The 22,102-nt window shown below is 68.5% G+C and carries 27 protein-coding genes; 10 read left to right on the top strand and 17 right to left on the bottom strand.

All coding sequences use genetic code 11. From position 1 onward, the window contains the following. Window positions 1-12: 12 nt before the first annotated feature. The 7 genes from ACH35V_RS02260 to ACH35V_RS02290 are packed head-to-tail and all read right to left on the bottom strand — an operon-like array spanning window position 13 to window position 5,224. A complete protein-coding gene (locus ACH35V_RS02260) occupies window positions 13-834 on the bottom strand; it encodes an ABC transporter ATP-binding protein (RefSeq protein ID WP_395969807.1) in 822 nt (273 codons plus the stop codon). Continuing rightward, window positions 831-1,232 carry a VOC family protein gene (locus tag ACH35V_RS02265; protein ID WP_395969808.1) on the bottom strand — a complete coding sequence of 134 codons (402 nt, stop codon included), beginning with the start codon at window positions 1,230-1,232 and terminating at the stop codon, window positions 831-833. The genes ACH35V_RS02260 and ACH35V_RS02265 overlap by 4 nt, the downstream gene beginning before the upstream one ends. A 22-nt stretch (window positions 1,233-1,254) precedes the next feature. Beyond that, the gene (locus ACH35V_RS02270) at window positions 1,255-2,013 is read right to left on the bottom strand and encodes an ABC transporter permease (protein ID WP_395969809.1); all 759 of its coding nucleotides are present in this window, start codon (window positions 2,011-2,013) and stop codon (window positions 1,255-1,257) included. Further along, window positions 2,010-2,552: a VOC family protein gene (locus tag ACH35V_RS02275; protein ID WP_395969810.1), complete on the bottom strand. Its 543-nt coding sequence runs from the start codon at window positions 2,550-2,552 to the stop codon at window positions 2,010-2,012. Before ACH35V_RS02275 ends, ACH35V_RS02270 begins: the two co-directional genes overlap by 4 nt. A gap of 50 nt (window positions 2,553-2,602) precedes the next feature. Then, complete coding sequence (locus tag ACH35V_RS02280) at window positions 2,603-3,646, bottom strand: ABC transporter substrate-binding protein (RefSeq protein WP_395969811.1); 1,044 nt, start codon at window positions 3,644-3,646, stop codon at window positions 2,603-2,605. 55 nt (window positions 3,647-3,701) lie between these two features. Then, window positions 3,702-4,649: a fumarylacetoacetate hydrolase family protein gene (locus tag ACH35V_RS02285; RefSeq protein WP_395969812.1), complete on the bottom strand. Its 948-nt coding sequence runs from the start codon at window positions 4,647-4,649 to the stop codon at window positions 3,702-3,704. Window positions 4,650-4,705: 56 nt separating this feature from the next. Beyond that, window positions 4,706-5,224, bottom strand: a complete 519-nt coding sequence (locus tag ACH35V_RS02290) for a hypothetical protein (protein WP_395969813.1) — start codon at window positions 5,222-5,224, stop codon at window positions 4,706-4,708. A 120-nt stretch (window positions 5,225-5,344) separates the two neighbouring features. On the opposite strand from ACH35V_RS02290, the gene ACH35V_RS02295 reads away from it, so the two are divergent. Next, window positions 5,345-6,046, top strand: coding sequence for a TetR/AcrR family transcriptional regulator (locus ACH35V_RS02295; RefSeq protein WP_395969814.1), 702 nt, complete (start codon window positions 5,345-5,347; stop codon window positions 6,044-6,046). Here the strand turns inward: ACH35V_RS02295 and ACH35V_RS02300 are convergent. Next, window positions 6,009-7,061, bottom strand: coding sequence for a hypothetical protein (locus ACH35V_RS02300; RefSeq protein ID WP_395969815.1), 1,053 nt, complete (start codon window positions 7,059-7,061; stop codon window positions 6,009-6,011). The two genes, ACH35V_RS02295 and ACH35V_RS02300, sit on opposite strands and share 38 nt — an antisense overlap. 100 nt (window positions 7,062-7,161) lie before the next feature. Further along, window positions 7,162-7,947, bottom strand: coding sequence for a phytanoyl-CoA dioxygenase family protein (locus ACH35V_RS02305; RefSeq protein ID WP_395969816.1), 786 nt, complete (start codon window positions 7,945-7,947; stop codon window positions 7,162-7,164). 268 nt (window positions 7,948-8,215) lie between these two features. Between ACH35V_RS02305 and ACH35V_RS02310 the strand changes: the two genes are divergently transcribed. From ACH35V_RS02310 to ACH35V_RS02330, 5 genes are read left to right on the top strand one after another with little or no spacing between them, the layout of a single operon-like run. After that, window positions 8,216-9,814 (top strand): AMP-binding protein, encoded by a 1,599-nt coding sequence (locus tag ACH35V_RS02310; RefSeq protein WP_395969817.1) that lies wholly within the window; start codon window positions 8,216-8,218, stop codon window positions 9,812-9,814. After that, window positions 9,811-11,043, top strand: coding sequence for an acyl-CoA dehydrogenase family protein (locus tag ACH35V_RS02315; protein ID WP_395969818.1), 1,233 nt, complete (start codon window positions 9,811-9,813; stop codon window positions 11,041-11,043). The genes ACH35V_RS02310 and ACH35V_RS02315 overlap by 4 nt, the downstream gene beginning before the upstream one ends. A 22-nt stretch (window positions 11,044-11,065) precedes the next feature. Next, entirely contained in the window at window positions 11,066-11,824 is a 759-nt protein-coding gene (locus ACH35V_RS02320) for an enoyl-CoA hydratase/isomerase family protein (protein ID WP_131967243.1), read from the top strand. 9 nt (window positions 11,825-11,833) lie between these two features. Continuing rightward, window positions 11,834-12,772: a VOC family protein gene (locus ACH35V_RS02325; protein ID WP_395969819.1), complete on the top strand. Its 939-nt coding sequence runs from the start codon at window positions 11,834-11,836 to the stop codon at window positions 12,770-12,772. Then, entirely contained in the window at window positions 12,763-13,851 is a 1,089-nt protein-coding gene (locus ACH35V_RS02330; RefSeq protein ID WP_395969820.1) for an acyl-CoA dehydrogenase family protein, read from the top strand. The genes ACH35V_RS02325 and ACH35V_RS02330 overlap by 10 nt, the downstream gene beginning before the upstream one ends. Window positions 13,852-13,901: 50 nt before the next feature. Here the strand turns inward: ACH35V_RS02330 and ACH35V_RS02335 are convergent, their stop codons facing one another. Genes ACH35V_RS02335 through ACH35V_RS02345 form a run of 3 tightly spaced genes read right to left on the bottom strand, consistent with a single transcriptional unit; the run spans window position 13,902 to window position 14,601 of the window. Next, window positions 13,902-14,090 carry a hypothetical protein gene (locus ACH35V_RS02335; RefSeq protein WP_395969821.1) on the bottom strand — a complete coding sequence of 63 codons (189 nt, stop codon included), beginning with the start codon at window positions 14,088-14,090 and terminating at the stop codon, window positions 13,902-13,904. Further along, window positions 14,087-14,404, bottom strand: coding sequence for a hypothetical protein (locus ACH35V_RS02340; protein ID WP_395969822.1), 318 nt, complete (start codon window positions 14,402-14,404; stop codon window positions 14,087-14,089). Before ACH35V_RS02340 ends, ACH35V_RS02335 begins: the two co-directional genes overlap by 4 nt. Next, window positions 14,401-14,601: a hypothetical protein gene (locus ACH35V_RS02345; protein ID WP_395969823.1), complete on the bottom strand. Its 201-nt coding sequence runs from the start codon at window positions 14,599-14,601 to the stop codon at window positions 14,401-14,403. Before ACH35V_RS02345 ends, ACH35V_RS02340 begins: the two co-directional genes overlap by 4 nt. A 209-nt stretch (window positions 14,602-14,810) precedes the next feature. On the opposite strand from ACH35V_RS02345, the gene ACH35V_RS02350 reads away from it, so the two are divergent. Together ACH35V_RS02350 and ACH35V_RS02355 are read left to right on the top strand one after the other, a co-directional pair. Beyond that, window positions 14,811-15,608: a helix-turn-helix domain-containing protein gene (locus tag ACH35V_RS02350; RefSeq protein WP_395969824.1), complete on the top strand. Its 798-nt coding sequence runs from the start codon at window positions 14,811-14,813 to the stop codon at window positions 15,606-15,608. Then, window positions 15,605-15,868: a DUF397 domain-containing protein gene (locus ACH35V_RS02355; protein ID WP_395969825.1), complete on the top strand. Its 264-nt coding sequence runs from the start codon at window positions 15,605-15,607 to the stop codon at window positions 15,866-15,868. Before ACH35V_RS02350 ends, ACH35V_RS02355 begins: the two co-directional genes overlap by 4 nt. Window positions 15,869-15,970: 102 nt before the next feature. On the opposite strand, the gene ACH35V_RS02360 is transcribed toward ACH35V_RS02355, so the two are convergent. The 5 genes from ACH35V_RS02360 to efeO all read right to left on the bottom strand — a co-directional run bounded on the left by ACH35V_RS02360 (window position 15,971) and on the right by efeO (window position 20,218). Then, window positions 15,971-16,336 carry a helix-turn-helix domain-containing protein gene (locus ACH35V_RS02360; RefSeq protein ID WP_395969826.1) on the bottom strand — a complete coding sequence of 122 codons (366 nt, stop codon included), beginning with the start codon at window positions 16,334-16,336 and terminating at the stop codon, window positions 15,971-15,973. Then, complete coding sequence (locus ACH35V_RS02365) at window positions 16,333-16,701, bottom strand: type II toxin-antitoxin system RelE/ParE family toxin (protein WP_395971119.1); 369 nt, start codon at window positions 16,699-16,701, stop codon at window positions 16,333-16,335. Before ACH35V_RS02365 ends, ACH35V_RS02360 begins: the two co-directional genes overlap by 4 nt. Window positions 16,702-16,996: 295 nt before the next feature. Next, window positions 16,997-17,821, bottom strand: a complete 825-nt coding sequence (gene efeU / locus ACH35V_RS02370; RefSeq protein ID WP_395969827.1) for an iron uptake transporter permease EfeU — start codon at window positions 17,819-17,821, stop codon at window positions 16,997-16,999. Then, complete coding sequence (gene efeB / locus ACH35V_RS02375) at window positions 17,821-19,068, bottom strand: iron uptake transporter deferrochelatase/peroxidase subunit (protein ID WP_395969828.1); 1,248 nt, start codon at window positions 19,066-19,068, stop codon at window positions 17,821-17,823. The genes efeU and efeB overlap by 1 nt, the downstream gene beginning before the upstream one ends. 10 nt (window positions 19,069-19,078) lie before the next feature. Then, the gene (gene efeO, locus ACH35V_RS02380) at window positions 19,079-20,218 is read right to left on the bottom strand and encodes an iron uptake system protein EfeO (protein WP_395969829.1); all 1,140 of its coding nucleotides are present in this window, start codon (window positions 20,216-20,218) and stop codon (window positions 19,079-19,081) included. Between the two features lie 480 nt (window positions 20,219-20,698). On the opposite strand from efeO, the gene ACH35V_RS02385 reads away from it, so the two are divergent. Further along, the gene (locus tag ACH35V_RS02385) at window positions 20,699-21,340 is read left to right on the top strand and encodes a hypothetical protein (RefSeq protein WP_395969830.1); all 642 of its coding nucleotides are present in this window, start codon (window positions 20,699-20,701) and stop codon (window positions 21,338-21,340) included. Continuing rightward, window positions 21,337-22,065: a hypothetical protein gene (locus ACH35V_RS02390; protein WP_395969831.1), complete on the top strand. Its 729-nt coding sequence runs from the start codon at window positions 21,337-21,339 to the stop codon at window positions 22,063-22,065. The genes ACH35V_RS02385 and ACH35V_RS02390 overlap by 4 nt, the downstream gene beginning before the upstream one ends. The last annotated feature ends 37 nt before the right edge of the window (window positions 22,066-22,102 follow it).

A 22,102-nucleotide genomic window follows, 5' to 3' on the forward strand; every position in this document is an offset into this window, starting at 1 on the left:
GATCCTGCATGGCTACGTGACGCCCATCAGGCGGCTCAGCCGCTGTGCGGTCTCGGTGAATTCGGGGAGCGCCCGGGTGGTCGCCGGGTCGCGGGGGCGCGGGATGTTCACCCGCAGGTCCTCGACCACGGTCCCGGGACGCTGGGACATGACGATGATCCGGTCGGCCAGGAACACCGCCTCGGCGATGCTGTGCGTGACCAGCAGCACGGTCTGCCGCAGCTCCTGCCAGATCTTCAGCAGCTCGACGTTGAGCCGGTCGCGGGTGAGCGCGTCGAGGGCGCCGAACGGCTCGTCCAGCAGCAGGATGTCCGGGCGGCACACCAGCGCCTGGCCCAGCGCGGCCCGCTGGCGCATGCCGCCCGACAGCTCGTGCGGGTGCTTGCCGGCGAACCCGGACAGGCCGAGCATCTCCAGCATGGGCGGCACCCGGCGGGCGACCTCCGCCTTCGGGATCCCGGCGAGCCGGGCGCCGAGGCCGACGTTCGCCTCGACGGTCCGCCACGGGAGGAGGTTGTGCGTCTGGAAGACGACGCCGAGGTCGGGCGGGGTGGTGCCGTCGACCGGACGGCCCTGCACCTCGACTCGTCCGCCCTTGTCGGCGTCCATCAGCCCGGCCACGATGCGGAGCAGCGTGCTCTTGCCGCAGCCGCTCGGCCCGACGATCGCGACGAACTCCCCGGCCGGGACGGTCAGGTCGATCGGGTCGAGGGCGCGCACGTCCTCGCGGCCCCGGAAGGTCTTGGACGCCCCCGCCAGCCGGACGGCGGCCGACGCGCCGTCCGCCGCCCCCGCGCCTGGGGGCTCCATGACCCGCCGGGTGGACCGGATCATTTGGCCGCTCCCACCCAGCCGTTCTCGGAGATGTCGAAGATCACGCCGTCCGGGTCGCGGTACTTGGCCTCGTAGTAGAGGGAGTCCTTGGCCAGCGGGAGGTCCATGAAGAACCGTCCGCCGTTGGCCTCGATCCGCTTCCCCTGCTCGTCGAGGTCGTCGCACCAGAACCCGAAGTGGTGGACGCCGACGTACTCCTTGCCGCGTTCCAGCCCGGCGGCCTCGTCGGTCTTGTAGTTCAGCAGCGCCAGGCAGACCGTGCCGTCGGTCAGGTAGACGCCGGACGCGATCGGCGACTCCGTCTCGCCCGCGACCTCCATCTCGAACGTCTCCTGGTAGAACTTCGACGCGGACTCCAGGTCGTTGACCGCGATCGCTATGTGCCGCAGCTTGGCCACGGGGATCAGCTCCAATCAGATTTCAGGCGGCCGCTCGGCCCCGCCACCACACCAGGCGGCCGAGCAGCTCGATGACGCCGTACAGGACGAAGGACAGGACGGTGACCAGCAGCAGGGAGGCGAAGACCAGGTCGGTGCGGTTGCTGGACGCGGCCGACTGGATCAGCATCCCGAGCCCCTCGTCCGCGCCGACGAACTCGCCGACGATCGCCCCGATCACCGCGAGCGGCATCGCGACCTTGCAGCCGTCGATCACCGCGGGCAGCGCGTATGGGACGCGCAGCTGCGCGAACGTCGCCCACCGGGACGCGCGCAGCGCCCGGAAGTGCTCCTCCAGGTGGGCCGGGGTTCCCGCCAGCCCGCCGAGCGTGGAGATGGCCACCGGGAACAGCGCGAACAGGAAGGCCATCAGCACCTTCGAGCCGAGCCCGTACCCGAACCAGATGACGAACAGCGGGGCCAGCGCCACCTTGGGCAGCCCCTGAAGGGCGACCAGCAGCGGGTACAGCGTGCGGCGCAGGAAGGCCGACCCGTAGATCAGCACCGCCAGCAGCAGCCCGCCGGCCGCCGCGAGCAGGAAGCCGAGCAGCACCTCCCGGGAGGTGATCCAGAGGAAGTCGGTCAGGCTCGACCGGGCCGTCCACCCCGCGGACAGGACGTCGCTGAAGGCGGGCAGCAGGTAGGGCTTGACGTCCAGCGCGCCTGGGATGAACTCCCATGCGGCCAGGATGACGGCCACCAGCAGCACCGGCTCCGCCACCCTGAGCGCGCGGCGGATCATGGGCGGCCCTCCGCCTTCTCCTCATAGAGGGCCGGGGCCGGGACGCGGAAGCGCTCGAACCGCCACTGGTCGTACGCCTCGACCGTGTCGTCCCACACCTGCGCCGTGTGCGGGTGGTCGGCGTCGACCTTCACCATGTCGGCGTAGAACTCGACGTAGTTGCCGTCCGGGTCGAGGAAGACGAGGAAGAGGTTCTCGCCCGGCCCGTGCTTGCCGATGCCGCGGACGATCTCCACGTCCCGTTCGGCGAGGAAGTCGGCGGCGGCCTCCAGCTCCTCCAGCCCGCCGACCTCGTAGGAGAAGTGCTCCAGCCCGGCGCGCTCGCCGACCCGGCGCGGCGGCTGCGCGGCCTCCTCCGGCGGAAGCTGGGCGAGGCCGAGGTCGTGATGGTCGGGCCCGCAGCGCAGGAAGACCATCTGATCGGCGATCCAGTCGGACACGGTGAGCCCGACGATCTCGGTGTAGAACTCGACGGACTTGTGGATGTCGCGCACCTGGAGCACCAGGTGGCCGAGCTTTCTGGGACGTGCGGCCGGCATCGCGGTCACCTTCCTCGCGGGGTCTGACGGGCCCGGGGTCTGACGGGGTCTCACTTGAGGTGGTCGTTGGTGTAGACGTCGGAGGGCGCGATCTCCCGCTCCACCTTGAAGGCGCGCCGGATGGTCTCGACGGTCGACTTCATCCGGGCCGCGTCGAACCAGCCGGGGCCCTGGGACGCGGTGCGCGGGTCGTTGATCAGCTTGTTCATGTCGGTGGCCTGCTGCGTCAGGACCTTCGGGTCGAGCTGCGGGTTCTTCGACGAGATGTACTCGGCGACCTTGTCGGGGTTGTCGCGCATGTACGCGTAGCCCTTGTACGTGGCGCGCAGGAACGCCTTCACCACCGCCGGGTCCTGCTGGATCTTCTGCGCGGACGTGACGATCCCGTTGCCGTACATGTCGAGCTTGTGGTCGCGGTACTCGATCCACTTGACGTTCTTGCCTGCCTGCTCGGCCAGCTTCAGGACGTTGGCGCGGTTGCTGGCGGCCCAGCAGTCGTCCAGGTCGGTCTTGCCCTGGATGAAGGAGGTGTCGACGACGGCCGGGTCCATCTTGAGCAGCTTGACGTGGTCGCGGGGGAGGCCGTTCGCCTCCAGCCACACCGGCAGCAGGCTCTGGATCGGGGACGTGGCGCCGCCGCCGAGCACCAGGCCCTTGAGGTCCTGGAGGGTGTTGATCTGGTGCTTTCCGGCGTCGTAGCACAGCCCGCCCGGCCACACGGTGTTGAGCGCGCCGACCATGACGGCCTTCCCGCCCGCCGCCCGGTTGAGGATGACGCTGACCGGGTCGCCGTAGCCGAAGTCCCACTTGCCCTGGTCGATCTCGTTGACCGTCCGGGTGCCGCCGTAGCCGCGGACGGCCTCGACGTCGAGCCCCTCGGCCTTGTAGAAGCCCTGGTCGATCGCGGCGAACACGCCGCCCGTGCTGCCCTGCGGGAAGTACGCCAGATTGAAGGTGATCTTGCGGAGCGGCTTGCCGGACTCCGTCTCGCCGTTCGAGCCGCACCCGGCCAGCGCCGCGATCAGCGCCGCGATGAGCGGCACCGCGATCATTATGCGGCGCGAGCCGGCCGGACGCCGGTCTGCTTTGTTCATGGGGACTCCCACACAGGAATGGACGAAGGAAGAAGCACCACCCCCCGATGACCGGTCAGCGGACCGGGTTCTCCAGGGCCCCGATGGCCTCGATCTCGGCGCGCATCACGTCGCCGCTCTTGAGGAACACGCCCCGTCCCATGCCGACGCCGTCGGGGGTGCCCGTGGCGATGAGGTCGCCAGGCCGCAGCGTGAGGATCCCGGACAGGTAGGCGATCTGCTCCGCGATGGTGAAGATCATTTCGTTGGCCTTGGCGTCCTGCATGACCTCGCCGTTGACGGCCAGCCGCAGGGTGAGCGACTGCGGGTCCGGCATGCACCCGGTGGGCACCAGCCAGGGCCCGAGCGGTGCGAAGGTGTCGAAGCACTTGCCGCGGAACCAGTCGAACTTGAAGGGGAAGTCGTCCCGCATGTTGAGGTCGCGGGCGGAGACGTCGTTGATGATCGTGTACGCGACGACGTGGTCGAGGGCCTCGTCCACCGGGATGTTCCGGCCGCCTCCGCCGATCACGGCGGCGAGCTCGACCTCCCAGTCGACCTGCTCGGACGACTCCGGCATCACCACGGTCTCGCCGGGGCCGATGACGCTGGAGTCGGCCTTCATGAACACGTACGGCTGGCTGTTGGCCTTGGCCGCGAGCACCGTGCCCATCTCGTCCGCGTGGTCGACGTAGTTGGAGGTCGCGGCGAAGATCCGGGCCGGGCGGTAGGGCTCGGCCAGCCGGTCCGCGCCGCCGGGGACCTCGGTCAGCGCGTCCGGACGGGCTTGGGCGGCGGCGGCCAGGGAGCGGAGCGCGTCGAGGGTCCGCGGCCAGTCGGCGAGCAGGTCGGCCACGGAGCCGGCGAGGGCGTCGCCGCCGTGGCCGAGGGCGTCGCGCGTTCCGGCGAGGTCGTAGATCCGCCCGTGGTCGAGGACCAGCGCGGGACGGATCGCGCCCTCCGCCCCGGAACGGTACGAGGCGAGCGCGAACCAGTCCACATCCGCTTCATTTCGTGTGCTCATAGCTCAGTATGTATACATGTGGCCCTCTGGGCGTGCAATAGGTCACACGGGATTTCTCAGCCGAGGGTGACGGCGAGGAGGGCGACGGCGGATCCGGCGAAGACCGTCGTGTTGCGGACGTGGGTCTGCGCGCGCACCCAGCCGGGGAAGGCGTTCTCGGCGGCCTTGAGGAAGGGCGCGACCTCGACGCGGGCCAGCTCCGGGTCGTTCTTGCGGCGGAAGGCGGCCTGCACCGACTTCACGGCGGTGCGGTTGCTGTGGACGATCGCGAGGTTCATGAGGATGACCAGGGACGAGAAGATCCAGGTCAGCGGCCGGGCCAGGTCGGCGCCCGCGAGGTTGAGCGCGGCGACGGAGATCATGATCGCGGCGACCGTCGCGGGCGCGGCGGTCTCGTGGCCGCTCGCGTCGAAGCGGAGCCTGTTCTCGTCCAGGACCTCCGGACGGACGTTCTGGCGCCGCAGTTCCGCCACGGCGGCGGCCTTCGCGGCGGGCCCGAAGCGGTGCCGGACGACCGGGATGCTGACGAAGGCGGCGGCGACGAGCAGCTGCATGGCGGCGGCGAGGGCGGTCATGGGCTCTCCCTGACTTGTACATAGTTCAAGTTCTCGATCGAGCTGACGCTAACCCACGACTTGAACTAAGTGCAAGACCTGGCTTGAACTTAGTGAAAGAGGCTGCGTACGGTGGTGGCCATGGCACGCGACACGCTCACCCGGGACCGCATCGTCCAGACCGCCGTCGAGCTCCTGGACGCCGAAGGACTAGAGGGCCTGAACATGCGCGCCCTGGGCAAGCGGCTCGACTCCGCCGCCACGGCCATGTACTGGCACGTCAAGAGCAAGGACAACCTCGTCCTGCTGGCCACCGACCGGGTGTGGGGCGAGCTGGCCCTTCCGGACCCGGCGGCGGTCGGCTGGCGCGCCGCTGCCGCCGCCATGGCCGCCGACCTGTTCGGGATGTTCACCCGGCACCCCTGGCTGGTCCCGGCCTTCGCGGCCCACGTCGTCTACGGGGAGGGCAAGGCCCGTCACGACGATCACCATCTGGCCGTCTACGAGGCCGCGGGCTTCACCGGCGCCCAGGCCGACCAGGCCGCCGCCGCCGTCTTCACCTACGTGCTGGGCAACGCGGCCGGGGCCGCCGCGTCCGCCTCACACGCCCGGAGGCTCAGCCGGGACGGCGCCAAAGCCGAAGCGCAACTCAACGACGCCATGACCAAGGCGCAGGAGATCGCCATGAATTACCCGCACCTGCGCGCGCGCTTGGACACCGCAGCGGCGGCCGACTATGCCGCCGCTCCCGCCGAAACCTTTGAATTCGGTCTCCAAGCCCTCCTCGACGGCCTGGAGCGAAACGTCACGAACTGCGGTTCCGGTCTCGATGGTTCGCGATGAAGTCGCGGAGCATGACGACGAGCATTCCGACGTTGGCCGTGTCGCCCCATGACCGCACAAGCCGCTGACCTCCCTGGCCACGGATGACGATGCGGCCGTTCTGGATGTCGACGGCGGCGAGTTCCGAATAGGGGATCAGGCCGTCGGCGCCGCCCACGCCATGAGGGGTGAACTCGGTGTAGCTCGCCGATCCCCATTTCGGGAACAGGTACGTCTCGCCTTGCCGCAGCATCTCCAGGACCTTGGGCCGCAGATGGTCGGTCACGTATTGGACGATGTCCTTGCCGAAGCCGGCGAGGTCCTCGATCTGCTGGTCGGTGAGGGTGAGCCAGGCGTCGCCGCCCGTCCAGACGACGTACTGGCGGCCGACCTTGTTCCGGACGGTCTCGTACCGCTCGAACACCCCGCGGATCTCGTCCCAGCGGTGGACGTCGATCTCGCCGTCCCAGGAGAACGCGAACCCGTGCTCGAACGTCACGACGCCGCGCGTGGCGCTGCTGGGCGCCCAATATCTCGTCCGCTCGGCCCCGAGGTCGCGGGACTGGGCGAGCGTTGTCATCTCGTCCGGGAGCGGGCGATCGCGCGCCTCCGCCCAACGCGCCTTGCCGGGACGGATGGCGAACGCCAGCGCCAGCGAGACGGCGCCGACGCCGCCCGCGAACGGCGCGGGGAGCCCGATCGTCTTGATCCACGTGCTCGGCTCGGCGTAGGCCGTCCCGCCGCCGGCCCGCAGCGTGACGGTCTGGCCGAGCCGGACGTCGCCGAGGGTGCCCTCGATCGACCCCGTGTGCTGCTCTCCGTCGGCGCTGGTCCAGCTTCCCCGGCAGTCCGAAAGGGTGCCCGAGCCGGACAGATACGAGCACGACTTGGCCACCTTCACCCGCACTTCCTCGCCCAGCTTCCAGCCCCAGGCATGCTGGATGGAGCCGAGCGCCGCCAGCCCGCAATAGAGGAGAAGAACACCGCTCAGCGGAGCGATCAGCGCGAACGCCGAGGCCCTTTTCTCAATCGACATACCGCCCCGTCGAGCACGATCCGGATCGTCTGACGGAAGGTAACGGGCTGCCGCTGTCCGACGGCTATCTGTCGGCTATCAGCCCTGGTCAGGGCTAATCTCAGCGGGGTTGGAGCGCCTGGATGATCGCGGTTTCCACCGGGGATGCCGCCTCGGCCGGGCCGTTAAGGCGGAATGGCTCGGACGGGCTGAGTTTGGGTTGGGCGAGAAAGCGCGGAGTCGTCCCGTGGTGGGGCTGGCCGGCGTGCACCAGGAATGGATGGCATAGGTAGACGTCGCCCGCGCGGCCCGTGGCGAGGGCGGTCGGGAGATGACCGGTGGCGGCGTCCGCGCGCCGGGCCAGTTCTCGTGCGTCCAGGCCGTCCTCGCCCTCGGGTTCGAGGACGCGCGCCACGTGCCGGTGGGAGCCGACGCGGAGCCGGGTCGGGGCGTCGTCGGGGCCGACGTCGGAGAGCAGGAAGAACATCAGCAGCGCGCGGTCTCTCGACGCGACGTTCGCGCGCCAGGTCATGTAGTCGTCCGGGGACGAGCCGGGTCCGGGGAAGCTGACGTCGACGTGCCACCCGTCGACGACCGCCGGTTCGTCGGCGGGGAAGCGGATCACGAAACCGCCGAGGCTTTGGCGCGGCGTCCAGCGGCCCTTGCCGGCGAGGGCGTCGAACGCGGCGTGGAGGCGCGGGGTGTTGGCGGCGGCGACGAAGGGCGCGTCCGCGTGGTCGGGGCGGGCGGCGACCGGGCGCGGCCAGGTGGACGGGTCGCCGGGCTCGGCGCCGAGGTCGGCGCTCAGGTCGCGCCAGATGATCGTGCGGCAGTCGTCCGCGAGCCTCCTGGGGAACGCTTCCCTGAGGTGGACGAAGCCGTCCTCGATGAACGAATCGACCTGCATGACCCCAACGATGACCGCGGTGGCGGCGGTGCTGCCACCCATTAACGGCCGGGGTGGCGGACGGGGTCAGCCGTCCGAAATGAGGCCCCCGGTGGGGTGTGGTTCTTGTCACAGTGATCGACTGCTGTCCCAGTAGATTCCCTGCAGAACGCCCTTGTTCACTTTCGTCGCTGTTGCCGGGTATGACGTTTCGTGTTCATCTATTGAGGGCGATGTCCGGTTGCGGCCAGCCACCGTCCGAAGAGCCGACGGCGACAGCGGAGGTCCGATGCGGAAGGAGACGCTGGAGAGTTTCGTCCTCGGGGACGTTCTCCGGTCACAGGCGCAGATCCACCGACGACAGACGTTTCTCAAGTTCCGGGACGGCGAGATCACCTACGGCGAGGTCGACGCCGCCGCCGACCGGATGGCCCGCGCGCTCGCCGGGGCCGGGATCGGGCGCGGCGACCACGTCGGGCTGATGCTGCCCAACTGCGCCGACTTCGTCCAGCTGATCTTCGCCCTGGCGCGGCTCGGCGCGGTGGCCGTGCCGATCAACATCGCGTACCGGGGCGAGCTGCTGCGGCACGTGCTGGACAGCTCCGACTCCCAGTGGCTGATCATCGACGGCCCGTACGCGGAGCGGATCGCCGAGATCGCGGAGCGGCTGCCGAAGCTGGGCGGGGTGCTCGTCCGGGACGCCGCCGCCAGCGGGGTCCTGCTCGAACGGCTCGGCAAGCCCGCGCGGGACCTGGCGAGCCTGCCGGACGACGGCCGCGGCGGCGGGCGCGTCGAAGTGCCGGTCGGGTTCGCGGACATGCAGGCGATCATGTACACGTCCGGGACGACGGGCCCGTCCAAGGGCGCGATGGTGCCCCATGCCCTGGCCTTGACCTGCGCCTATGACTCGCTCGACTTCCTCGACCGCTGGGGCAAGACGATCTACTGCCCGCTGCCGCTGTTCCACGCGGCGGCGCTGTGGGACGGCATGCTGTCCGCGCTCCTCGGCGGCGGCTCGATCGCGATCGTGGAGCGTTTCAGCGCGTCCAGGTTCTGGGACGACGTCCGCCGCTTCGACGCCCAGGTCTGCATGAGCGTGTTCTCCATGATCCCGATCTTGCTGAACCGGCCGCCGACGTCCAGGGACCGGGACCACCGGCTGGAGACGTTCTACATGGGCAAGTCGAACCTGGACGAGCCGATGCGGGAGCGGTTCGGCGTCCGGTCGGTGGAGACCTACACCAGCACCGAGGCGGGGATCGCGACGGGCAGCCCGTACGGGGAGTGGCGGCTCGGGTCGTGCGGGCAGGCCCACGAGGAGCGCTTCCAGGTCGCCGTGGTGGACGAGCACGACCGCGAGCTGGGCCCAGGTGAGCCGGGGGAGCTGGTGCTGCGGCCGAAGCAGCCGTTCGTCCTCACGACCGGCTACTACGGGAACTGGGAAGCGACCACGCACTGCTTCCGGAACATGTGGTTCCACACTGGAGATCGGGTATGGCGCGATGACGACGGGTATTTCTTCTTCCTCGATCGGATGAAGGACGCCATCCGCCGGCGTGGTGAGAACATCTCCGCCTTCGACCTGGAGACGGAGATCAACCAGCATCCGGCGGTCTTGGAGTGCGCCGCGATCGGCGTGCCCTCGGAACTGGAGGACGAGGACATCAAGGTGTCGATCGTGGTGCAACCGGACACCGGCATGGACCCGGCCGAGCTGGTCGCCTACTGCGAGGAGCGGCTGCCGCGCTCGATGGTGCCCCGCTACGTCGAGTTCGTGGAGGCGCTGCCGCGCACCCCGACCGACAAGGTCGCCAAGTACAAGCTGCGGGCCGAGGGCGAGCGCGGCATCACCGACACGACCTGGGACCGGGAGGCGGACGGACGGTGAACTGGGACGACACGCCAGAGGAGGCCGCGTTCCGCGAGGAGGTGCGAGCCTTCGTCCAGGAGCGGTTTCCCGAGTCGTACCGTCCGGCCGGGGACGAGGAGCAGAGCCTGGAGCCGGAGGACGTCGCGGGCTACAACTGGCCCGTCGACCGCGTCGCCGACGATCCGGGCCGCCGCGAAGGCGCGCGCGCATGGGCCGATGCCCTGGCCGAGCGCGGCTGGATAGCCCCGCACTGGCCGAAGGAATACGGCGGCGCGGGCCTGTCGGCGCTGGAGGAGTTCGTCCTGCACGAGGAGATGATGCGGGCGCGGGTGCCGACCGTGAACGGCATCGGCGCGTTCCTCCTGGGCCCGACCCTCCTGGTCCACGGCACGGACGAGCAGAAGGCCGCACACCTCCCGCGCATTGCCAAGGGCGAGGCGACCTGGGCGCAGGGCTTCTCCGAACCGGGCTCAGGCTCCGACCTGGCGTCCCTGCGCACCCGGGCCGTCCGAGACGGCGACGACTACATCGTCGACGGCCAGAAGGTATGGACGTCCCTAGGCCAGTACGCCGATTGGCTATTCGTTCTAGTCCGCACCGACCCCAACGCAGACCGCCCGCACCGCGGCATCACATTCCTGCTCATCGAGGCGAATGCGCCCGGCGTGACGATCCGTCCCATCACCGACATCCGGGGCGCGGTGCCGTTCTGCGAGATCTTCTTCGAGGGCGTCCGGGTGCCGGTGGCGAACCGGGTCGGGGAGGAGAACCGCGGCTGGTACGTGGCGATGTCCGCGCTCGGCTTCGAGCGGGCCGGCATCGGCGCGACGATCAAGTACGAGCAGGCCCTCGCCGAGCTGGTCACATACCTGCGCTCCCCGGACGGGCAACGCTTCGCCCGCCGCAGCCCCGCCCTCCGCCAGGAGATAGCCCGCCGCCAGACGGAGATCCGCGTCCTGTACAACCTGGCCCGCTACACCGTGTCGCGCCAGGCCGCAGGCGACGAACCCGACTTCGAGGCGTCCATCAACCAGCTTTTCGGTGCCGAACTGCACCAGCGCCTAGCCCGGACGGGCGCGCGCGCGTTCGGACGATCCGCCGCGCTATGGGAACGCGACGGCGCACCCATGAACGCGACATTCACCCACATGCGCAGAGACTCGGTGGCGTCCACCTTCCTAGGCGGCACCACCGAGATCCAGCGGAATGTCATCGCCACCCGGGGCCTGAACCTGCCCCGCAGCTGATCACCAGGAGGAGCGAGCACGCATGCCCGACGAGAACGCCTACGAAACCGTCGATCTGCGGATCGAAGAACGAGTGGCCTGGCTGACGCTGAACCGGCCGGAGAAGCTCAACGCGCTGACGCCGACGACGATGACCGAGCTGCGCGACATCTTCACCCGCGTCGACGATGACGAGGACGTCTGCGTGGTGGTGCTGCGCGGCGCCGGCGAACGCGCGTTCTGCGCCGGGATGGACCTCGGCTGGTCGGAGAAGCTGACCCCCCGCGAGCGGATCGAGCAGGGACGCCTGGGCGAGAAGACGTTCGCCATGATGGAGCGGCTGTCCGTCCCCGTGATCGCCGCCGTACACGGCTACGCGGTCGGCGGCGGCCTGGAGCTGGCGCTCGCGGCCGACTTCATCGTCGCGTCCGACAACGCGAAGGTCGGCCTGGTCGAGATCACGCTGTCGGCGCGCCCGCCGTACCGGCCGAAGATGACCGAGGACGGCGACCCCGACCAGCCCGAGTTCGGCGGCTCCGCCCCCGGCTGGGGCGGCGTGAAACGCCTGCCCGAACGCATCGGCAAGGCCCGCGCCAAGGAACTGCTCTTCACCGGCGCCCGCATCGACGCCGACCGCGCCTTCAAGCTGGGCCTGGTCAACGACGTGTACCCGGCGGACGAGTTCGACAAGCGGGTCGGCGAGCTGGCCGAGCGGATCGCGGCGATGAACCGCTACAACCTGCGCCTCGTCAAGGAACTGGTCAGCTACGGCTACGACTGGATCGAGCCGCACCCGAGCTAGGAGGACCCCGTGCAGATCTACCGCATCGATCACGTCGCGCAGGTGACGGGCGACCTCGACGCGCAGGTCGCGCTGCTGGAGGGGCTGTTCGGGTTCCGGCGCGTCCGGAGCTGGGACAGCCCCGACGAGGGCGCGCGCGGCACCCGGCTGGAGATCCCCGGCAGCCACGGCCAGGCGTGGGAGGTGGTCGCGCCCGCCGGAGAAGGCTCCGCGCTCCAGACATTCCTGGACGACCACGGCGGACGCCCCGGCCTGCACCACGTGGGCGCGGAGGTGCCCGACCTTGAGGCCGTCCGCGCGGAACTCGAAGTACGCGGCATCAAACCGACCGACGGCGCACGCGGCCGCTGGCTGGAGGCGTCGCTGACCCCGCCCGAGCACGGCCCCGGCGTCCTGTTCCGGCTGCGCGGCCCCGGCAACCTCGACATGTGCGGCGACTCCTCGGCCTCCGTCCCAGAGTCTTCATCGCCGCCCGGACCGTCCCTGGGCATCGTGGCGCTGGACCACATCTGCCAGGCGTTCCCCGACCGCGACCTCCTGGCGGGCTGGTACCACGGCCTGGCCGGGTTCACGCAGGTATGGCGGACGCCGGACGACGAGCATCCCGACATGGCCGACCTCGTCCTGAACATCCCCGGCTCCGCGATCTGCTGGGAAGTGATCATGCCGCGCGGCGAGGACTCGTTCATCGAACGCTTCCTGGACCGCAACGGCGCCGCCGCCCACCACGTCACGTTCGAGGTGGCCGACTGGGACAAGGCCCTGGCCGCCTGCGAACACCACGAAATCCCCACCTTCGATGACGAAGAGGGCGTCACCGACGGCGCCGCCTGGAAGCACACGTTCATTCATCCGAAGCACACCGGCGGCGTCCTAGTCCAGTTGTTCTGGGAAGAGCGCCCCGGCGTGTGGGTCCGCTCCGACAAGGTCCCGCCGCCATGGACCTGAGCCTCACCGAGGACCAGGAGCTGATCGCCGCCACCGCCCGCGAACTCCTGGAGTCCCGCGCCCCGACCGCCGGGGCGCGGGCGATGGACGGCGACCCGGCCGGCCATTCGGCCGCGCTGTGGAAAGAAATGGTGGAACTAGGCTGGACGGGCCTGGCCTTCCCCGAAGAACACGGCGGCGTAGGCGGCGACTTCCTGGACGTATGCCTCCTGTTCGAGCAATTGGGCTACGCCCAGGTCCCGAGCCCACTTCTCACCTCAGTGGCGTCCTGCGGCATGCCCATAACCCGCCATGGCACCCCCGACCAAAAGGAACGCTGGCTGACGGCCCTCTCAGAGGGCCAAATAGCAACCGCAGCCCCCCTCCCCTGGGACCGTCCCGACGAAGGCCCAATCGCCTCACCCGACGGCACGGACTTCGTCCTCAACGGCACGGCCGAGTTCGTCCCGTTCGCCGCGTCCGCCGAGAGCCTTCTCATGGCGGCCCGCGTCGACAACGAGCCCCGCGCGTTCTGGGTGGACGCCTCATCGCCAGGCATAGCAATCCGCCCCCTGAACGCGATCGGCCTGGACCGTCCCTGCCACGTAGAACTCTCTGACGTCCGCGTCCCCGCCACCGACGCCCTCAACGCGGACGCCGCCCACGCCATCTCCCATTTCGGCGCCGCAGCCACCTGCGCCGAAATGGTCGGCGCCGCCCAGCGCGTCCTGGACATGACGGTGCAGTACGCGACGGAACGGGAGCAGTTCGGACGCCCCATCGGGTCGTTCCAGGCCGTCCAGCACCACTGCGCCGACATGGCCATCGACGTCCTGGGCTCCCGCTTCATCGCCTACGAAGCCATTTGGCGCCTCTCAGCGAACCGGGACGCAGAACAAGAAGTGTCAATGGCCAAGGCATGGGTGAGTGAGGCATACGAACGCGTCTGCGCCCTAGGCCACCAGGTACACGGCGCGATCGGCTTCACCCAGGAACACGACCTGCACTGGTTCTCCCAACACGCCACGTCCGCGTCCCTGTCCTTCGGCGACGGCGAAGCCCACTACGAATCCCTGGCAACCAACCTCAACATCCCCTAACAACCGCAACGAAAGCCCGGCCGGACCACCCACCGGCCGGGCTTTCCGCATCAACGGCGGGCCAACTCAAGAAGCCGCTGGCGCAGAACAAACCTGTCGCTGGCCCTGATGAATATGTCATTGCCCCTAACGGCCATCCAGATGGGACGGGCCGGGTCGGCGATGATGCCGAACGTCGGGAACTCGGCTCTCAACTCGGCCAGCTCGCGTCGCCACGCCCCGTCGTCGGCGGCCTTCAAGCCGGGGCTCCCAGGTACCCCTTGATCATCACCAGGGCGTCGGTGATGCGCTCGGACTCGGCGATGGGCTGCTGCCAGGACGTGAAGAACCAGTACCGCCCCTCGTCCTCGTCGTACGGACGGCACGTGATCGTGTCCCCGGCGACGCCCCGCGCCCCGCAGCAGGTCCGCGCGGTGGACGTCAGGTTGCGGACGACGAGCCCACCCGCGACCTGATGCTGGACGACCGTGAACCCATGCGCCCTGAGGTGCATCCCCAGAGCCTTGAGCCGGACGTACGACTCCACGGCCTCGTTCTCCTCGGAGACGCTCACGGCCGCCCCCTCGTGAACTCGGCGAACGCGATCCGCTCGGACAGCCGGGTCTGCGCGTCGCACAGCAACCACAGCTCGCCCTCGTCCTTGGCCCGCACCAGGTCCAGGCAGCCGTTCGACACCTGGTAGTCGCTCAGCTCGCCGACCCGTCGCGCCAGGAACCCATCGTCCAGCGGCTCACCTCGCCAACCGGACATGAGGGGCATTCCCCTCTCTTTCTCGGAATTGGTCGATACCGACGCCTTTGCCATATCGAAGACCTCATTGTCGTGTCGCTGCGCCGAAATGCTTGCAACACGCTCGCAGGCAAGGTAAAAGGAAACCAGTGACCGTTCCACACTTCCGGTCAATCCAAGTAGAGATCACCTCAACCACCACCCCCAGGTGAACCCTCCGGAGGCCCCCGATGAGTGAAAATCAGGCACGCATCTTTTTCGGCGGGGAACTCCGCCGCATGCGCGAAAAGGCCGGACTGACCGGCAAGGAGCTGGCCGACGCGCTCGGCTGCACCCCGCAGTGGATCAGCACCATGGAGAGCGGCCGCAAGGTCTCCGAACCAAGCGCCCAGGACCTCGACACCTTCTTCAAGACCGACGGCCACTTCCACCGCCACTGGAAGCTCGCCAACGACATCGAGATGCAGTTCGTCCTCCCGCCCGGCTTCCCGGAATACCTGGAGTACGAGAAGAAGGCGGCGACGTACCGCATCTACTGCGCACTTCTCATCAACGGCCTCTTCCAGACCGAGGACTACACCCGGTCCATCCTCCTCGCCAACGACGGGACCAACGTTCCGGAACTGACGGCGAAGCGCATGGAACGCCAGGCGGTCCTCATCCGAGAAAATACGCCGCACACGTGGCTGGTGCTGGACGAGACCGTTCTGCACCGCACCGTGGGAAGCCCCGCCATCATGCGAGAACAGCTCAACTACTTGCTCACGGCATCCGAACGAATCAACACCATGATCCAGGTCGTGCCGAATGGATCGGGCTACCACACAGGACTCGAAGGAAGCTTCACCATCCTGGGCTTCGACGATGGGACAAATCTCGCCTACACGGAATCGGCCGGTGAAGGGCTTCTGATCGAGAAGTCTGCCAGGATCAGGGACAAGGTCGTACGCTGGGACCTGCTCCGAGGCTACGCACTCCCCGTCGAGGAGTCGCGGGTCAAGATTAGGACGGCAATGGAGAGCCTATGAAGGACATGCCCAGCGTCCACTGGCGTAAGAGCAGCCACAGCGGCCACAGCGGCGGCGACTGCGTCGAGGTCGCCGGACTTTGGCGCAAGAGCAGTCACAGTGACCATCAAGGCGGCAACTGCGTCGAGGTGGCAGGGCTCGCCCCGTTGATCGGTGTGCGGGATTCCAAGGATCCGGACGGGCCGAAGCTGACCTTCTCCCCGGCCGCCTGGAGTGCCTTCACCACCAGCATCAAGTCCGGCGCACACACCCCATCCTGACGTCCCCCTGCACGGTGAGCCCTCGGCCGACCAAAGGCCGGGGGCACTTCTCATGCTCGCCAACACGGACCGATGAGGAACTCCCATCGGGGACGGGCCGTGTTATGCCGCCGAGGTGTGTCCGCCACTGGACGCGTCGGGGCCCGGCGGGTGGTGGGGCGTGAAGACGAAGTTGGAGTCGCCGTCGTCCAGCTGGATGGTCAGGGACGCGTCCAGCGCAACGGCGAGCCGCGTGAGCAGAGGCAAGGTGGGCACCGAGTCTCCGCCCTCGATATTGGAGATCTGTGGCTGAGTCATGCCGGCGCGGTGAGCCAGTTCGGCCTGGGAGATGCCGAGTGCGACGCGACGGTCATGGACGGCCTGGCCAAGCGCGAGGGCGTGTCCGGCCTCGACGTAGGCAGGGGACTCATCGACCGTTTCGCCAAGAAGTCTCTTGGTCTGGCGGGTCTTCCACTGGGAGTGGTTCACGGCGTCTCCTCCTTGCTCCGGTCGTAGGTGTGCTCGGCGGGATCGTGCTCGGCTTCGCACACTTTCTGCGCCTGCCGTGCCCGTTCGATCTCCGCCTCCTCGCGTGGCCGGGTCTTGCGGAACACGGTGAGCAGTACGATCCGTTGCTGCGGGGCGAGCCAGTAGGTGATGCGGACGGAGTTGCCGTCCAGGATGAAGCGTAACTCGCGCACCTTGCCGCCGAGGTGGCGCGAGTACGGTTCGCCGAGCGTGGTCGGCTCGGACGCGAGCATGTCGGCCGCCCGTTCGGCCTTGGCGTAGTGCCGGTCGGTGAGGAGCTCCAACCATTGCCGAACCTCCGGCTCGATCTCGATGCGCCACATCATGCTCACGCTCCGATTATACAAAAATTCATATGACACGGCACCTGCGCGGCTGCACCGTCTGGTCCGACCAGGCCACCGGAATCGCCATGGCGGTGGCCGATGCCGACCAGGTCCAGGGTGATTGGTCGGCGCACACGGCGGCGCGGGGACAGTTGGTGATGTCGGCGGCCTACACCGAGGCGCATGACGGTGACCGGACCGGGAGGCGTGATGCTGACTGGCTTTGGCGATGGCGCTCGTCGTGCGCAAGCTGTAGGTAGGGCCTTCTACGTGTACACGCTGGGGTGTGACCGGGTTAGGAGGACGCGGCTGGGACGGGCTTGCGTCGGGTGGGGAGGAGGAACAGGGTCAGGGTTGGGATTACGTATAGGAGCCAGACGGTCACTTGTAGGACTGTGGGGTCGGGCTGGAAATTGACCGTGCCCTTTAGGAGGGTGCCGTACCAGGTTTCTGGGGGGATCGTTTCGCTGATGTCGAATGCCTTGGTGTTCAGGCCCGGTAGGAAACGGGCCTCTTGGAGGTCGTGGAAGCCGTATGCCAGGACACCGGCCGCGACTATCACCAGCATCGCGCCCGTCCAGGTGAAGAAGCGGGCCAGGTTGATCTTCAGGGCGCCGCGGTAGAACAGCCAGCCCAGGACCACTGCGGTGGCCAGCCCTAGGAGCGCGCCTCCCAGGGGGCGGACGCCGTCGCCGGTGGCCTGGACTGCCGACCAGATGAACAACGCGGTTTCCAAGCCCTCTCGGCCTACTGCCAGGAAGGCTGTGACTACGAGGGCGCCGGTGCCCATGACCAGGGCGCGGTCCAGTCTGCCGTGCAGTTCGGCCTTCAGGTAGCGGGCGGTGCGGCGCATCCAGAACACCATCCAGGTGACCAGGCACACCGCGATGATCGACAGTGTGCCGCCGAGGAATTCCTGCGCCTCGAAAGTCAGGGTGGTGGTGCCGTACTGCAGGATCGCGCCGAAGGCCAGGCTGACGGCGACCGCGATGGCGACGCCCGTCCAGATGGCGCGCAGCGCGTCCCGCCGCTCCGTCTTGACCAGGTAGGCGATCAGGATGCAGACGATGAGGCTGGCCTCCAGGCCCTCCCGCAGTCCGATCAGGTAGTTGGCGAACATCAGGAGAACAGCTCCTTGCCCCACCAGCCGGTGGCGTCCCGGACACCGGGCGGAACCGCGAACACGGCCGAGCCGACGTGCTGGATGTACTCGTTGAGGGCGTCGATCCGCGCGAGCCGGGTCTGGACGGGGAGGAAGCCACGGCGGATGTCGCGCTGGTAGGCCAGGAAGAACAGGCCCGCGTCGAGCCGTCCGAGCCCGTCGGTGCCGTCGGTGAAGGAGTAGCCGCGCCGCAGTAGCCGGGCGCCGTTGTTGCTGTCGGGATGCGCCAGCCGGACGTGTGCGTCAGGGAGCATCGCTTTCAGGTCTGGTGCGTCGTGCTCGCGTTCGTGGCCTACCGGTGCGCCCTCGCCCTTGGTGCGGCCGAAGATGTCCTCTTGTTCTTTGAGGGAGGTGCGGTCCCAGGTTTCGATGCGCATCGCGATCCTGCGCGCGACGAGGTATGAGCCGCCGGCCATCCATGGTGGGCCGTCCTTGGCCGACACCCACACGTGGTCGTCGAGGGCCGATGCGTCGGTGCCGGAGATGTTGCGGGTGCCGTCCTTGAAGCCCATCAGGTTGCGCGGGGTCTGCGCGTCCGGCGTCGTCGAGGACGTCTTGCCGAACCCCAGCTGCGACCAGCGCACCGACACCTTGCCGAAGCCGATGCGGGCCAGGTTGCGGATCGCGTGCACCGCGACCTGCGGGTCGTCCGCGCACGCCTGGACGCAGATGTCGCCGCCGCCGCGCGCCGGGTCCAGGTCGTCGCCGGGGAACACCGGCAGGTCGACCAGCGCGGGCGGGCGGCGCGCGGCGACGCCGAAGCGGTCCTTGCCGTCCTTGGTGAACAGGGTGGGGCCGAAACCGACGGTCAGGGTGAGGCGGGACGGCTTGAGCCCCAGCGCCTCGCCGGTGTCGTCCGGCGGTCCCTCGGGCGGGCCGCCGACCGCGCCGCCGCCGACCGCGTGCCCGGCGGTCATTTTCGCGGCGGCCTGCGTCCACTCCTTGAGCATCGCGATGAGCTTGTTCCGGTCATCGGTGGTGACGTCGAACGCGGCGAAGTGCAACCGGTCCTGGACGGGTGTGGCGATCCCGGCCTGGTGCGCGCCGTGGAACGGCACGGCCTGCCCCGGCTCGGCGTCGTCGGCGATGCCGATCGCGGCGGCGGCCACGCCGCCGGAGGCGGTCACGCCGAGCGCGAGCCCGGTGCCGCCCCAACCGAGCAGCGCGCGGCGCGAGACCGACTTCGGTGCGCGTTCGGAACTCACGGCGCCCTCCTCACGACGCGACCGCGGCGGCCAGCTTCGAAAGCGGTTCGGCGAGCGCGTTGACCGCGTCCGACAGTTCCTTGCGGTCGTCCTTGCCGACGGTGTCGTAGGCGACGAAGCCGTCAGGGGAACCCTTGTCGCGGTACTTGCCGAGCAGGGTGAACAGTGCCTTGAACTGCTTGTCCAGTTCTGTCGACAGTGCCGGGTTCCGCTCGGAGGCCACCGGCTTGAGCAGCTCGTAGGACTTGTACGCGCCCTCCACGTTGGCGTGGAAGTCGACCAGGTCGGTGTGGCTGTAGCGCTCTTCCTCGCCGGTGACCTTGCCGGTGGCGACCTCGTCCAGCAGTTCCTTGGCGCCGTTGGCCATGCTCGTCGCGTTGATCTCGGCGGTGCCGACGCGCTTCTGCCAGTCCCGCAGATCGGTGATCAGCTGGTCGGCGAGCTTCTTCTCCTCGGCGCCGATCTTCCCGTCCGTCCACAGCGCCTTCTCCAGGCGGTGCCAGCCGGTCCAGGTCTGGCCCTGTTCGAGACCGTCCTCCCGCACGTCCACCTTGGGGTCGATGTCGCCGAACGACTCGGCGACGGGCTCGGTGCGCTCCCAGCCGACGCGGGAGACGGCGTAGGTCTTCTTGGCGCCCTCGACGTCGCCCGCCTTGACGGCGGCGGCGAACTTCTCGGCCTTCGGCAGGGTCTCGTCGGCCTGTTCCTGGACGTACTTGCGGTAGTCGGCGACGGACTTGTCCAAACGCGGATCCTGCGGCTTTGCCGCGCCCTGCCCGGTGGCGGTCACCTTCTGCCGGATGCCGTCGCCCTTCATGCCGGGCTTGCAGGCGATCTCGTACGTCCCGGCCTTGACCTCGGCCGTGATGTCGGCCTTGGTGCCGGGCCCGATGTTCTCCCGCTCGGTGACGATCCGGTCGCCGGGCGCGTAGATGTAGACCTCGGTGACCTTGGAGCCCTTGTTCTCCACGGCGAGCTTGACGTGCCCCGCCGGGAACTCGGTGCGCGAGACCTTGCATTCGCTGTCGCTCGCGGTGACCTGGACGGCGCCCGCCTCCCCGCCGCCGTCCTTCTCGGCGCAGCCGGAAACGGCCAGGAGGGTGACGGCGGCAGCGGCTGCGGCGCCGCGGAGGTGATGGACGGCTCTCATGCTGTGAGCTCCAGAAGTCGGTGGCGCGGCCCCCCAACCCGCCAGGAAACTTAGGCAAACCTAATTTAGCTTAACTTTGCCTAACCTTCCGCCTCCGGGTCGGTGATCCGTCCCACCGCTGACCTGCATGATCATCAATCTGGGCGGCGGGCCCGCGGTCTCGCCGGCGGCGAATCCTCGGGTTTCGGGCCGATGGTGGACGCGGATTCGAGATTCCTTTCCAGTGGTGAGCGCGGACTAAGGTGCGTGCGCCTGTTGACCACATTAGGTCAATGTTCTGTTAATTCAGTTTTGATTGGACATGGACAACCTGTGAGCGCGTGGCCGTTGGCACGGTCTAAAGGGTTCTGCGGTGCCTGTTCGGAACGGTGTTGGTGATCTTTGGTGGGGTCTTGTCGGCATTTGGGGCGGGGGTGATCATGGCGATGTCCGTGATCATCGAACGAGAGGACTTCAATGCCCGGCTCGCTGAGGAGATCCATGCGAACGCCGATTGGCATCATCGCCGCCGTGACCACCGCGTTAACGCTGATATTGGCGCCTGGGACCGCGTCCGCCGATCCATGGGGAACGGTTCGTGACCGGAATGGCGTCCCCATCCACCCCGACGGTGAATATCACTGGTGGTGCATGTGGACGGACGGAGCCTGGGGTATCCCGCAGAACATGCAGGACAACGCCGATGCGGCGACCCGCGACGCGCTGGGGAACCGGACGCAGGCCACGGTCAGGCGGGATTCGGAGTGCGACCTGGTCGCCGACGACGGCCGCACCGACACCGTCTTCGAGGAGATCTATCTGGAGGAAGGGGTCCTGGGCGAGACGTGGTGCCACGAGCGGTGGCCCCAGAGTCACCAGTGGGCCGGATACTGCGATCGCGTGGCGGCCGTGCTCAACCAGCAGGTGATCGACGAGAACGCGAACAATGACGAGAGCCAATACACCAAGACGGCCTGCCATGAATTGGGACATTCGGTCGGCCTGTCTCATTACCCTGACGACCCGCCCGGTAACGGTCATGACTGTATGAGAAGCGGGATCTGGGACAACGGCGACATCGCCTACCGCACCTATAATGGGCATCATGTCGGCCATCTCAACGATTGGTTCGACGAGCAATGAGCGGAGGTATCCCGATGAAGGCGAAGCTCGGCGCTCTCGGTTGCGCGTTGTTGCTCGTCGCCGGCTGGGCCGGTCAGTCGCAGGCCAAATCCGACTCAGGCACGCGGAAGTCGCGGGACGCGGCGCCCGCCGCGCATGGTCAGCGCCTTGACACCTCGGTGCTGCGGGCCGGCCACGCCGACTACATTTCCTTCGCCACCCCGGCGAAGCTGGCGAAGGCCCGAGCCGGAAGCGGCGGGACGGTCGTCGTCGGCGTCGTGGAGGGATTCGAGCGGGGCCGGCGGCTCTTCAGCTTCGATGACGAGCCGATGAACCGGGTCGTGATGCGCGTCCGCGTCGGCGAGACCATCACCGGCGACAGCAGGTACGTCTACGGTGGGCGCGCCTACTTCGAGCTGTGGGGCGGTGTTGGGTGGGCCGACCCGTCCGAACGGTTCCGCCGGGCGATTCCCGCGGGGACGCCTGTCGTGGTGTTCGGCGCGACGAAGTTCGTGCCCAGCGACTCGCGCACCCAGGGGGTGGACGACGGCCACCCCAAGGGCACCCGTGTGCAGTCGGCCACCCATCCGCAGAGCCTCTTGTTCGAGGAGAGCCGCACCGTGCGAGGGCAGAAGCAGACCCGGCTGGTCGGCGGGCGTGAAGATCTTGACGAGTTCGGGACGGGCTGGTCCCGGCACGCCACGCTCGAAGATCTCGTCGCTGCGATGAAGCGGGAACTCGGATAGCACCCAGGAGGGGCGATCTCGCGAACGGTGCGGATCG

Origin of the sequence: Actinomadura sp. 1N219 (assembly GCF_044326405.1) — a bacterium.
Taxonomy (GTDB): domain Bacteria; phylum Actinomycetota; class Actinomycetes; order Streptosporangiales; family Streptosporangiaceae; genus Spirillospora.

Coding starts and splice junctions, on each gene's coding strand:
- ACH35V_RS02260 (WP_395969807.1), bottom strand. CDS start 834: ATGATCCGGTCCACCCGGCGGGTCATGGAGCCCCCAGGCGCGGGGGCG.
- ACH35V_RS02270 (WP_395969809.1), bottom strand. CDS start 2,013: ATGATCCGCCGCGCGCTCAGGGTGGCGGAGCCGGTGCTGCTGGTGGCC.
- ACH35V_RS02275 (WP_395969810.1), bottom strand. CDS start 2,552: ATGCCGGCCGCACGTCCCAGAAAGCTCGGCCACCTGGTGCTCCAGGTG.
- ACH35V_RS02280 (WP_395969811.1), bottom strand. CDS start 3,646: ATGAACAAAGCAGACCGGCGTCCGGCCGGCTCGCGCCGCATAATGATC.
- ACH35V_RS02285 (WP_395969812.1), bottom strand. CDS start 4,649: ATGAGCACACGAAATGAAGCGGATGTGGACTGGTTCGCGCTCGCCTCG.
- ACH35V_RS02290 (WP_395969813.1), bottom strand. CDS start 5,224: ATGACCGCCCTCGCCGCCGCCATGCAGCTGCTCGTCGCCGCCGCCTTC.
- ACH35V_RS02295 (WP_395969814.1), top strand. CDS start 5,345: ATGGCACGCGACACGCTCACCCGGGACCGCATCGTCCAGACCGCCGTC.
- ACH35V_RS02300 (WP_395969815.1), bottom strand. CDS start 7,061: ATGTCGATTGAGAAAAGGGCCTCGGCGTTCGCGCTGATCGCTCCGCTG.
- ACH35V_RS02305 (WP_395969816.1), bottom strand. CDS start 7,947: ATGCAGGTCGATTCGTTCATCGAGGACGGCTTCGTCCACCTCAGGGAA.
- ACH35V_RS02310 (WP_395969817.1), top strand. CDS start 8,216: ATGCGGAAGGAGACGCTGGAGAGTTTCGTCCTCGGGGACGTTCTCCGG.
- ACH35V_RS02320 (WP_131967243.1), top strand. CDS start 11,066: ATGCCCGACGAGAACGCCTACGAAACCGTCGATCTGCGGATCGAAGAA.
- ACH35V_RS02330 (WP_395969820.1), top strand. CDS start 12,763: ATGGACCTGAGCCTCACCGAGGACCAGGAGCTGATCGCCGCCACCGCC.
- ACH35V_RS02345 (WP_395969823.1), bottom strand. CDS start 14,601: ATGTCCGGTTGGCGAGGTGAGCCGCTGGACGATGGGTTCCTGGCGCGA.
- ACH35V_RS02350 (WP_395969824.1), top strand. CDS start 14,811: ATGAGTGAAAATCAGGCACGCATCTTTTTCGGCGGGGAACTCCGCCGC.
- ACH35V_RS02355 (WP_395969825.1), top strand. CDS start 15,605: ATGAAGGACATGCCCAGCGTCCACTGGCGTAAGAGCAGCCACAGCGGC.
- ACH35V_RS02365 (WP_395971119.1), bottom strand. CDS start 16,701: ATGATGTGGCGCATCGAGATCGAGCCGGAGGTTCGGCAATGGTTGGAG.
- efeU (WP_395969827.1), bottom strand. CDS start 17,821: ATGTTCGCCAACTACCTGATCGGACTGCGGGAGGGCCTGGAGGCCAGC.
- efeO (WP_395969829.1), bottom strand. CDS start 20,218: ATGAGAGCCGTCCATCACCTCCGCGGCGCCGCAGCCGCTGCCGCCGTC.
- ACH35V_RS02385 (WP_395969830.1), top strand. CDS start 20,699: ATGCGAACGCCGATTGGCATCATCGCCGCCGTGACCACCGCGTTAACG.
- ACH35V_RS02390 (WP_395969831.1), top strand. CDS start 21,337: ATGAGCGGAGGTATCCCGATGAAGGCGAAGCTCGGCGCTCTCGGTTGC.